Raw genomic sequence first — 11,122 nt, 5'->3', positions numbered from 1 at the left:
CAACCGATGGCAGCGGCAGTGGCGCGATCCTCAATGCGCCCTGGCTGCTGCTTAAGTTCTAGCGAATCCCAAGATTTAACCGTCTGTCTTCTTAAAACTCGTGAAATACTTTTTCAGCACGCCCTAAGTACTCCAAAAATCACCCAATTCTCTGGTTTTTCGGATGAAGTGCGTAAGCCCTAATTTAAACTCCTTGGAATGTTATTCGCAATGGCTCAGTCTAGGCTGAAATGGGATGGGTACTCGCGAGGAGAAAATTAACTCTTGCTTTTGGCCAGTGGCTCAGTCCATATCCCCGAGATCAACAACTTTAGCCGCTCCCAACCTCGCACATAGCGAATAAGGATGGCAATTTTGGCAGCTTGCAGCTTTTGTGAGGCAGATGCCAGCTTGGGATGGCGCAGCACTGAGGGCACAAAGGCAAACGGAACCAGTAAATCGGCGATCGCCCCTAATACAAACTTAGGGCGCGAATATACCCCCCGTTGCATCAACCCATAGTGACCCCGCATGACGCGCACATGTTTTTTCCTAAGTTCCTCAAATGAGTTGCGTGCTGGGTGGGTAATGCGCACCTGCTCGCTAAATACAACGGGCAATCCAGCTCGATGCACTCGCACACCCCACTCGAAATCTCCCCCCGATTGCAGCGCCGCATCAAACAAGCCCACCCGCTCAAATACCCACGTTTGGGTAAACAAATTGGCCGTTACCCCAAACTTGTACTTTTCAATAAATGCCCGCTGTTGCAAACCCGAAATACTGTCAAACAACTCGTAAGCATTGGGGTGTGCAGTATGAAATACAAACTCTACCAAGCCAGCGACCAAACCACAGTCGGGGTTGGCGATTAATGCGGCAACTCCTTGCTCTAGCCAGTCGGAAGCAGGGCTACAGTCGGCATCGGTAAAGGCCAGCACCTCACCCTGGGCGATCGCAATTCCTTTATTGCGGGCAGCATAGGACCCTCGTTGGCTCTCAAACGTTGCGATCGCATGGGGATATTTGGCTGCGATGGGGGCAATACTTTGAGCCGAGCCGTTGTCCACCACGATAATCTCATAGCGATCGCTGGGATAGGTCTGCTGCTCTAGAGCCGACAAGCAACGCTCCAAGCCCTCCACGTCATTAAACACGGGAATGATAATGGAAACCTTAGGCTGATGAGTGGATTGAGACATAGTAGAAGGCTAGACGCAAGGGGCAAATTACTAGTAGCAGAAAAGTCAAGTTGATGATGCAGCGATCGCCTGGTATGCCTCAATGGTTTTTTTGCCCAGGGTGCGGTTTTCAAACGCGGCCAAAGGAGCCTGAGCCGCGCGCGGAGTTGCGATCGCCCAATCCATTGCGCGCTGCAACTCATCGGGGGTTAGCTCCCCGCTGTAGGTGCGGACCCAGTCCTTGCCTACCATATCCTGCAATTCCGCCAGGGAGCCAGCCTGCGGCACCAAGACCGGACAATCAAACGACAGCGACAGCAGCGCACTGCCCGAATTCAAAATTTCTTGGTAGGGCAATACCACTAATGTTGCCGCACGCAGATACAGCTGCATTTTGTCAGATGGAATGAAATCCAAACATAAATGCACTCGCTCATCCGCCGCCGCTTCCTGCTCAATCGCGACGTGAATATCTGGATGAGATGGCTTGCCCACGATGTAGAGTTGATAGTCCCGATTGGGCAGTTGCCGAAACAGATGCACCAACTGGGGCGCATTTTTGTAGCGGCGCAAATTTCCTACCAACAGCATCATCGGAGTAGACGGATCTAATCCTAAAAAAGCTCGGGCTTGTTGAGCTGTCATATCATCGGGATAGTCGTGGCGATAGTGCGCATGAGGCACAACAAAACCTGGTAGTCGCTTCAAGCCAGGAAAACGCTCTTGTGCCGCCGCCATTGCCGTATGGCTAAGGCTGATGTATCCATGCAAACAGCCAATAAACTGTTGCCAAAACCATGCTTCGAGCTTGGGATAGTAGCGCTCATGAGAACCCAAATTGTGAACCGTCCAAACAATTTTGGTTCCCCGTAGCCGTGCAGCATAAATGAATGCTAGCAGAGCCGTAGAACGAAAGACACTGCGAATAAAATTGCGATCGTTCAACATTCGCTCTGGCCAATGAAAATGCCAGATATCGTAATGCTTGAGCAGCAATTTTTTGATCGAAAAATGATCAACCTCTACACCCAATGCTTGAACACTACTGTAGAGCGATTCATTGTAGGGATTATGCCGATTAACCGCAGGCGAAGCAATAACTCGCATCATAAAACCGATCTTGTTACAGGAATGAACGATGATGCTGATTAGACATGCTGGCAGAATGTCATTTGCATCTTTTCAAGAGATATTCGCTAAAACATGAAGTTCATCATTGTGGGCAGCCGTCCGACGACTCTGAGATGGAATCTCTAGGTCTAGAGATTGCTAAGTCTAGAGATTGAATGTCTAGACATTCAATTGATTCATGGTTTCAATCGTTCATCCCTCACATTCATCTTTCAAACACACTGGCTCCTCGCCCGATAAATATGGCAATCCTTATCAAAAAAATAAGAGAGTTAGACAAGGGTTTTTGGAGGCTAGGTTTGCACGCTGAAAAGACGAGCCTAGATGGGGGGTTGGATAAGCTGGAGAACCGTGCAGGGTAGAGGCACTTGGGACGCAGTGCACCATGGCTGTATCTATCTACATGGAACAGCCTAAGGTTTGGATGAAGACATACGCTGTTGGCGCAAGTAATGAAACACTAAATACCACACGACCAAGGCCAGCAAAGCATCGGACACAAGGCTAGACCATGCGGCACCCCGCCAAGTATAAAGCGGAATGACCCACAGATTGGCGATCGCATTAAAGCCCGCGACACCCACTTGTAGCGAGCTGCGGATTCCTTGAAATCCTGCCCCTGTCAAGGTATCGGCACCAATATAGCTAATTGCTTTTAGGATCAAAAGGGGCGCTAGCCAGCGAATGGCCTCTACTGCACTGATATATTCATCGCCCAGGATAAGTGGCACGACAGGCGCAATCACGATGAGCCCAACAGTGCCAACTACCCCATACAGCACTGTGAGGGGCAAAATCTTTTTCGCAAACTGCAATGTCCCGCTAATACCTGTTGCTCCATGGCGGAAAAACTTGGGGTAGCTGGTAGACAAAATGACTGATAGCGGCACCAACGCAACCGCAATAATGCGATAGGCAGCGGCGTAAACCCCGGTTGCTTCGAGGCTGGCCATACTAGCTAGCATAGTTTTGTCAATATCGTTATAGATGGTTTGGGCTGAGTGCCCAACCGAGAAGTGAAAACCCTCAACGAGCTCGGGTTTGATAGTGGCTAACGAGGGCTTAGGCGGGCCAAGCTGGGTATTGACCATGGAATAGGCCGAAATGCCACCGAGTACTGAGCTAATGAGATATAGGAGGCCCCAATCTACTGCCGTTGGGTTTTGAAACAAGCCCCATAGCGCGATCGCTGCGATTAGGTTGCGTGAGCTAATCAAGATATCGATCTGGGCTGTTTTGGTAAACTGCTCCACGCTGGTAAAGGCTTTGGCGGCGTTATCCAACAGGCGGACAAAAAGGAGATCGGCGATCGCCACCAGCAAAATCAGCCAAGGTGAGACGGTATCTGGTAAGACGAGATATCCAATCACCAAAGCGGCGGCAACGAGCATCGCTCCCGATACCGCCGTCACAACCACTACATTTCCCCAATAGGTGCTAAACACGGAGCGATCGCGCGCCACATGTTTCACCAAAATGTTGCCCGTGCCCCAACTGGCAAACGGCGTCAAGATGCTCACTAGCGCTGCCACACCCGCATAGGCTCCGTACTGATCTACCCCTAGCGATCGCGCAATCAGCACAAAGTAAATTGCCTGAACCACAATGCGTGTAAGGCGGGCCAGCAGCAACCACGACGCCCCTCTCGCAAACGGTTTGCGTGCCAGTGCTTGAATTTTGGCAATGAGCTGTTTCAATACCCCCTCCTCTGCGGAACCTTCGACTCAGCCGTTTCAAAAAACAATTGTGCATTTGGCCTTACAGACCACAACATCCAACTTAGAACCGTACGGTTTCCCCGTTGCTTCTGTGTTGCTTCTATGAGCAGGTTTTTCACTCCATCCAAGATTTATTCGTTTACAAACTAAATCCCTGGAACCTGCCTTTTCGGCATGGTTCCAGGTTTTGAAGGAGCGGAATGCTCGTTACTCAGTACGTTCCCTAACGAAAGACGTTTCCATCATTGGGCAGACTTTAACCCAGCCTTCTACTGCTCTACGCAGTAGTCTGGGCAGATGACGGTAACGAATAGTTTGGAGTGCTGGGCTGCGCGTTTGACTTCGGCTGTTGTAACGGTAGCCGAGCTGAGACTGACATCGCTACATACATCACCCAAAAGATACTATTCCTTCCCAAAATCGTACTTTCAGTCAGGCTGAACAACACGGTAAACGCTAAAAACAAAATGGGGAGATAGTACTCAGGGTTTCGAGTTTGTTTTAAGCGGTAGGCAGCCCGAGCCAGCGTTGTGAAATACTCGGTCATAAATATGATGAACCCCACAAGCCCCAGCGCTAGTAGCAGATCCAAGAAACCGTTGTGAGAGTGAGGAGCATCCCATCCTACCGTGCGCCACACCTCTGCGGCATCACTATCCCAACCGCGCCAAAATCCCTCATACCCAAAGCCCCAAATGGGCTTGAGCTGTATTTTTTCAATGACAGCGGGCCATAGGTCTGTGCGGCCAGTCAAGGTCGTATCTTTGCCAAAGGCGGCCAAAAGCGTTTCAGAGTTGGCCAGCACCGATGCCAACCCACCAGCTACTGCCAACACGAGTGATAGCACCGCAATGGTACGTGCCCGATAATGCCAACGCAGCGGACGCAGGATAAAGAACAGCAGAAACAAAACAACCAGGCACAATAGCGCGGTTGTGGACTGTGCCATGACGGTAAAGGCTATGGTCGTAACTAGTAGGAGCCACCAAAACAGCCGTGCACCACCAGTTTGGAGTGAAAGCAGCAAAAAGACGACAGATGAAAAAGCCATGGCACGACCCGTCACATTCTTGTGAGAAAAAATTCCGCGCCATGCTCCTGCGTGCTTGCCACCCATGATGCCGTATTTGGGAAGTGCCGCAACAAAAGCAATGCTCATTAGTACCGCGATCGCCATTGCCCAGCCCAAGAGCTGGAGTTGCTGCTTCATACTAAAGCGGGTGCCAAAATAGAGGCCAAACAGGCTGGTGCCAATGAGTGCGATCGATCGCTGCTGAGTGAATCCTGGAAAATCTGACCAAAAAATGGAGAGGGCTGCGAGTCCCACAAGGGCAAACACAGGCCAGCCTTTAACAAGCCCCCACAACGATAGCCGCCAACGCAGAGCCAATAGCCCTGTAAAGACCACATAGGTCAGCAAGCAGAGCATTCGAATCAGGGCATAGTCTGTTTCAGCCGTGACGACATCGCCTTCGCTCACCCCACCCGACAAAATAACCTGCAGAGGCCCTCCTGAATAGAGGATGAGCGCAAACACAGTAAAGGCTTGCTCAAACCAGTAGAGTAAACGTTTGAAACCCATAGCGGTGTCCCAATAAACTCCAAGCGCTGAATCACCGACTTCGTGAACGTTGTTGACAAACTATCGAAGCCTCGATTGGCCACATCAACGCCCGCTCAATTCAAATTTTGTCACACTCACAAGCTGTAGCTTGAACACGAACGAAATGGGCGATCGCACGTGACACCCCCTCACACGTCCATCCCATTACCGTCTTTCGTGCTGTATCACCTTGCATCCTGGAGGGTGCATGAAGCGATCGCGCGGGATGACATGAGGGCTGAGCGCGATCGCCTCGTGTATTCGCCTTATACCACAGGGGCCGCGGTCGGCCTGAGCAATGGCTCTCCATCAAGGTAATCTGGCAGCGGAGCCCCCATCAGATTGAGAATCGTCGGTGCCAAATCGACCGCACTCCCCTCATCCAAATGGGTTCCCGGTTCAATCCCAGGTCCCTGAGCCATCACAAATCCCCGTGCCCGATGAGCGCCAGGACGGTTCAACGTAATAGGGCCGATTCTTCCCAAGGTCGGATGATCAACTACATCGGTAGGAATGGGATTCCAAACGACGACCAAGTCGGCATGGCACAGCTTGGGATCGGTATCTAAAGGATTCGTGCGGGTGCGAATAATATTCTTGACCAGGCGCTGCCCCGTTCGACCATCAACCCAGCCGTAGAGCATCTCGGTGATTTGGTCACACAAAGCATCGTATTCCGATGGGTCTACAATGCCTTCTGCCTCACGCCCCTTGAGATTGATGCGCACCTGACCATCCGAAAAAGCCGGAATTGCAAACGCTTTCATCGTGGGCCATAGGGGACGGTATAGATAGGCTGGCATCCAACCCAACTCTGTGCCATCTTCCATCAAAGGATAGGGCGATAGCAAACCATGCTGCCCTTTTTGCAAAAATTGCTTGGGCACCCAGTTGTTCAAGAACCGCTTAATGGGATTGGGCTCGTAAATCTTGCGCCAAATTTCACCGGGCCAAGAGCGGCGGATTGGTTTAGTAATGGGCGGTGGCGGTGGTGTGCCTGCCTTGCCAGGCGCAAGGGCCATTTTCCCAGGAAAGTTCATGCGGTACAGCATTTCCGCCAGGAAGAACATGCTGAGTTGGTCGGTGTTGTTGGCGGCTATCCCGTGTAAGGAAAACACCATCACGTAGGCGCCATCCGGTGCGGCATCCAAGATTTCTCCTAGTGCCGCATCCACGTTTTCGTAGGCTTGCAGCATGGGATCGGGGTTGGTGCCCCCTTGCTGGCTAAAATGCTGGTGCAGTAGGTGATCGGGCTGGCTGCGATCGTACAGGTCATGGGCTGCACTGTGGGTTTCGCCCATGCCAGTGACAAACAAGTCCCATCGATCGCGCTTGAGCAGGTCTTTAATGATGGATACCCGCGCCGAAAGACTACCGGCGATTGCATTCAACAACCACCCTTTATAGCTTTCATCCCACCAGCGGCCATTGTCTCTGCGCAGCACTGGGTTTTCGCCATACTTGCCCAGAATTTCGGGGAGCAGGCCCGCTGGCTCCGATACACTGGGAACAAACGGATGATGACCACCCCACCCCAAGACTTGCAGCCCATTCACGTTTTGGGAAATTGTTGAGACGGGAACGTCAAAGGCGGCGACTTTATAATCTTGGCCGAGGGCGTAGAACAGGTCGTATTCGCAGTAGTTGTAACCGCCATGAAACGCATCGCAGCGCACACCATAGGTTGTGGGATCGTAGCGAACGGTATCCCAAAATCCAGTCTTGTGGGCTAGGCAACCTGTATTGAACTGCGCCCATAGGGGCTCGGTTGAAGAGAAGTCATCTTGGCCGCCTGCATAGTAGGCAGTACTGCGCAATCTGCCATAGGCTCCGGCCTGGCGGATTCGATTAAGGTTCTTAAGATGCCCTTGGGCCATCCACTGTTCGAGAACGACCGGATCAGCGGAATCCAAGCCAATGGCGATAACTGGGTGCTTCACAATACCCTCCAACTCGGTGACAAACGTCTCACAAAAATTCGGAATCTTTTGTGCAACAGCGGACGATGTGGCGCTCTGGGCTGCAACCTCTCAATAACCAATGTTGAATTGGCTAAAGCAAGAATTCACAGGTCATCTCAGTAAAATCACTTTCATCATGTTGACTCGATTATCACTGAAGCCCTTAGGGAGGTGTGTGTAATTTGAGTGAGGATTCAAAAACCCGCTTGAAGTTTCTATAAAGTATCAACGGTTTCTCAGAGAAAACCAGTAAGTTTCTGGGCGCGATCGCCTTGAGTACCTAGCTCAAGCGAGGATGGCAGCGCCTGGGTTCACTTCAAACACTGCTTTTAACAGTGGAGCGAATCTTGGAAAAAGAGCTTGTAATGCTTGCCGAGTCAGGGTTTAGGGCGATGGGGTAGATTGAATGATGGGCTGAAGGCGATCGTGCCAAGCTTGCCACTTGGATAAAGCCTGTGTGAGGTTTTGCGTATGATTGCGGAGAAGCCCAATGCCGTCTTCAAAGGCGATGATGCCGTAACCGCTCTCCAGCAAGGCCGTAAATTGGCGCTCCATATCAGCCAAGTCGCGGCGTTCGTTTCGAAATGCGACCTGAAGCTGAACGGGATACCAGAAATCCACCAGGACATCATCTACCGTTGTTGCTTGCTGGGCATCATTGCGAATGCGCACTTCAGGATAACGAACGATCGCCCGCCGATTGGAGAGATGAGACAGGGCATAGCCCGTCGCAGAAACACTGGCATGGTCGGGAATGTGAGCCATGATGGTGCGCATTGCTTGGGCATGTTGCCATTGGCGCGCCGGGGTGACATAAACCCAGGGATCAATCGAATCGGGAATGGCGATAGAAAGTGCGCGATTGGGATTGGACAGGACGGTAAAGATCAACGCTAAGGTTAAACACAAGGCCCAAAAGCGGCGCAGCTTGGGTTGAAACCATTGGGGATGGGCTGCCCACCACAGAATTGCGCCATAAAACAGACCCGGCACTAGGGTAATGGCGTAGCGTAACTGGAGCGATAACGCCGTGGGATCTTGTCGAATCAAGGTTTTGAGCAGGGGAAATGCCACCAGAATCCCTGTGCTAGGAGAGAGCAACGAAACAAAGGCGAGAGGTAGTATCTGCCCTAGCACGTAGTTGAGGGTGCGATCGCCTGGAGATACGAGTTCCTGCAACAGCTGGGTTGGTTGCCGCAGAATTGCGACCAACACTTCTGGGGGACTGGCCTGTTGGTTCTCAACAAAGTGGCCAAACTGCTCCACCATGAACCGCCGCGAAATGTCGTCCGAGAATAGCGGCATCAACACATTTGTCGCCAGCAGAATGTAGCCAACACTAACTGCACTGAGCACCACTCCCGGTATAACCGCCCGCCGGCTCAGCACCAAATATGCCCCAATCCCGAACAGCAAAATTCCGGTGTCTTCGCGCACCAGCAGCGTTAGCCCTGCCAGCAGCCAAAATACCGACCACATCCGCTTTTCAAACGCGAGCAACAGCCCAAACCCATAGAGGGGTAACTGGCAGAGGTCATGAAAATTCGCCAACGTTGGGCCAATGACGGCATTGGAGCAGTAGTAGCCCAGCGTGATAAACAGCGCCAACGCGGGCGCGACATAATGTCGTGCGAGTGCGTACAGCACCAAGCCTCCAGCGGTAACGAGTGAGACTTGGAGGACCGACAACCCTGCAGGCGACTGCACCAGGGCATAGTACGGTACCCACAGCAGCAGCGCTGGGGTAAAGTGCTGCCCCAAACGCCGATAAAACACCTCCGGCGGTTGCCCGTCTACCAAAACCTGAACCGATTCTGTCGATGAAAGGGAGCTTTCAAACCAGCGCCCATGCAGCGTATTCCAAAAGACTTGGTTGAAGATGCCTTGATCAAAGGCAACGTGGGTTGGGTAGAACAGCGCATACCGTTGTACCACAAACACACAGCACAGCATCCAAAAGACAATCGCGACAATGCCGACGGTGCGCAGCTCACGAGTTAGGGTAAGGCGCTGGATCATGGGGGCGATCGCACTCACAGTAACTTTGAGAATGTTCACGATTGAGTTTGGTGGTGGGTCAACGTGGGGGAGTTCGATTCCATGGGTTCACGACGCTGCAGTGAGCAAGCTGGACAACCGTGATGGAATCTTGACGGTTTCGATCGCCCGAAGGCTTAACATCGAGTCGTCTATAGTCTACAGTCGAAGGTCTGTAGTCGAAAGACACGCTTGAGTATCCCGTTCACATCGACTCATGGATCAACAGCTCATTCAATTGTTCGTCAACGGAATCGCGGTTGGCAGCATTATTGCGCTAGCGGCGGTCGGTCTTACGCTCACCTATGGCATTCTGCGGCTCGCCAATTTTGCCCATGGCGACCTCATGAGCCTGGGGGCCTATTTCACGCTTACCGCCGAGGCTTTTATTCCCCCAGCCTTGGGAGCTTTTCGCATTTGGGTGGCGATCGCCATTGGTGCGCTATTGACCATTGGTGTGGCTCTTGTCACCGAAAAGCTACTGTGGTCGCCCATGCGCGATCGCCGTGTGTCATCCACCACCCTCATCATCATCTCGATTGGTTTGGCCTTGTTTTTGCGAAACGGCATTATTTTGCTGTGGGGCGCGGGTAACCAGCGCTATCAAGTGCCAGTCCTGAGCGCCCTCAACTTTTTTGGGGTGCGCATTACCCAAAGTCGGGTGATTGTGGTGGTGCTGGCGATTGTGGCAATTTTGGGGCTGCACTATTTGCTGCAAAACACCAAAATTGGCAAGGCCATGCGCGCCGTTGCCGACAATGTGGATTTGGCTCGCGTGTCGGGAATCAACGTAGAGCGTGTGGTGATTTGGACGTGGGTGATTGCAGCGGGCTTAACGGCAGTGGGAGGCGGCATGTACGGGCTGATTACGGCTGTACGGCCTGATATGGGCTGGTTTCTCATTTTGCCCATGTTTGCAGCAGTCATTTTGGGGGGAATTGGCAATCCCTACGGGGCGATCGCCGGGGCTTACGTCATCGGCATTGCCCAAGAGATCAGCACCTATTTTCTTCCGGCTGAGTATAAGTTGGCAGTGGCGCTCATTTTTATGGTGATGGTGTTGTTTGTGCGGCCTCAGGGCATTTTTCGCGGCACCATGTAGCCGTTGATGGTCAAGGCCAACGGGCGGGAATAGGGGGCGCTACATCAAGCCCTACAGCCCTTATCCAACAAACGTACACACTAAAAAGGGAGGGATCTTGATCCCTCCCTATCATTTGTATACTTCGTAAAAGCCACAGAGCCCCTGAAATTGGATATAGCTCCACAAAATAGCCAAACGGTCTCAGCTGCCACGTGCGCAACGCCAGCGTTGAACTATTTGAGCAAGCCAAAATAGTAGGCGGCGACTAAGAAATTTCCTGCCAGCAGCAGTAGTGCCCAAAAGGCACGGAAAGTATATGTGGGCTTGCTGGGTGATTTGCTGGTCATAAAACTCAATTCCCTCTCACTATGAATCGGTTATGAACTTTCGTTGTTCATTATTAACCAAGCGGGGCCAAAATTTGGCGA

Annotated in this window: 9 protein-coding genes; 2 read left to right on the top strand and 7 right to left on the bottom strand. The window is 52.0% G+C overall.

The features are described 5' to 3' along the window. Positions 1-183, top strand: a 183-nt coding sequence (locus ACQ4M4_RS26705) for a hypothetical protein (RefSeq protein ID WP_430687529.1), incomplete at its 5' end; no start/stop codon positions are given. A 74-nt stretch (positions 184-257) separates the two neighbouring features. On the opposite strand, the gene ACQ4M4_RS26700 is transcribed toward ACQ4M4_RS26705, so the two are convergent. The 6 genes from ACQ4M4_RS26700 to ACQ4M4_RS26675 form a co-directional block, all read right to left on the bottom strand. Then, positions 258-1,181 carry a glycosyltransferase gene (locus ACQ4M4_RS26700; protein WP_430687528.1) on the bottom strand — a complete coding sequence of 308 codons (924 nt, stop codon included), beginning with the start codon at positions 1,179-1,181 and terminating at the stop codon, positions 258-260. A 45-nt stretch (positions 1,182-1,226) separates the two neighbouring features. Then, positions 1,227-2,270, bottom strand: coding sequence for a glycosyltransferase (locus ACQ4M4_RS26695; protein WP_430687527.1), 1,044 nt, complete (start codon positions 2,268-2,270; stop codon positions 1,227-1,229). Positions 2,271-2,704: 434 nt separating this feature from the next. After that, positions 2,705-3,988, bottom strand: a complete 1,284-nt coding sequence (locus ACQ4M4_RS26690; RefSeq protein ID WP_430687526.1) for a flippase — start codon at positions 3,986-3,988, stop codon at positions 2,705-2,707. Between the two features lie 298 nt (positions 3,989-4,286). Further along, entirely contained in the window at positions 4,287-5,591 is a 1,305-nt protein-coding gene (locus ACQ4M4_RS26685) for an O-antigen ligase family protein (RefSeq protein WP_430687525.1), read from the bottom strand. 287 nt (positions 5,592-5,878) lie between these two features. Next, on the bottom strand, positions 5,879-7,552 hold the full coding sequence (locus ACQ4M4_RS26680) for an alkaline phosphatase family protein (RefSeq protein WP_430687524.1): 1,674 nt from the start codon (positions 7,550-7,552) through the stop codon (positions 5,879-5,881). 405 nt (positions 7,553-7,957) lie between these two features. Then, complete coding sequence (locus tag ACQ4M4_RS26675; RefSeq protein WP_430687523.1) at positions 7,958-9,631, bottom strand: DUF2079 domain-containing protein; 1,674 nt, start codon at positions 9,629-9,631, stop codon at positions 7,958-7,960. Positions 9,632-9,827: 196 nt separating this feature from the next. On the opposite strand from ACQ4M4_RS26675, the gene ACQ4M4_RS26670 reads away from it, so the two are divergent. Further along, entirely contained in the window at positions 9,828-10,712 is an 885-nt protein-coding gene (locus ACQ4M4_RS26670) for a branched-chain amino acid ABC transporter permease (RefSeq protein WP_430687522.1), read from the top strand. A 215-nt stretch (positions 10,713-10,927) separates the two neighbouring features. On the opposite strand, the gene psaX is transcribed toward ACQ4M4_RS26670, so the two are convergent. Further along, complete coding sequence (psaX, locus tag ACQ4M4_RS26665) at positions 10,928-11,041, bottom strand: photosystem I protein PsaX (RefSeq protein ID WP_430687521.1); 114 nt, start codon at positions 11,039-11,041, stop codon at positions 10,928-10,930. Between the last annotated feature and the right edge of the window lie 81 nt (positions 11,042-11,122).

Source organism: Leptolyngbya sp. AN02str, from assembly GCF_050565595.1.
Lineage (GTDB): Bacteria > Cyanobacteriota > Cyanobacteriia > Elainellales > Elainellaceae > Kaiparowitsia.
Note: the sequence above shows the minus strand (reverse complement) of the source record. Positions and strands in the feature narration are given on the sequence as shown.